This window comes from Geminicoccus flavidas, from assembly GCF_009806515.1.
GTDB lineage: Bacteria > Pseudomonadota > Alphaproteobacteria > Geminicoccales > Geminicoccaceae > Geminicoccus > Geminicoccus flavidus.
Genome location: NZ_WUJP01001124.1, coordinates 1 through 507 on the forward strand (window position 1 = coordinate 1; position 507 = coordinate 507).

1 protein-coding gene is annotated in these 507 nt (G+C 66.3%); it reads left to right on the plus strand.

What is annotated here, in order from left to right:
• Positions 1 to 507 (plus strand): hypothetical protein (locus tag EQG76_RS31390; protein ID WP_159719124.1); only part of this gene is annotated, 507 nt, incomplete at both ends.

A 507-nucleotide genomic window follows, 5' to 3' on the forward strand; every position in this document is an offset into this window, starting at 1 on the left:
CCCGGTCTATGCCTGCACCCAGGCCAACATCCGCTGGCCGCGCGGGCATTATTTCTCCTTCCAGGCACCGAAGGATGGGGTCGTCACCAAGTTCATGTGGCAGACCCAGGGGGCCCGGAAGCATGCCGAGCCGGACGACGCCCACAGTGGCGGCAATTTCGGCTGCTACCGGATCAGGTTCTATCGCTGCAACAACTGGACCCAGCCCAAGGGCACGCTGCTCGCCTCGGGCGTCGTGACGCCTGGCGAGCTCGGCTACTATCCGGGCCGGCAGGTGGGCGGCTTCGATGCATTCAATGCCTTTGCGACCCGCTTCGGCGTCGCGAACAGCCCGGAGCTCGTGGGCGGCCTCCATGTCCAGGCCTGGCTCAACCGGGTCAGCCTGCGCGGCACGGAGAATGTGTACAGCGGCACCGCCTATGTCTGGATCGACGTGATGGCGAACGGCAGCCCTTGGGCCGTCACGGCCGGCGAATGGATCCTCGCCGAGTATGTCAACCTGGCGGC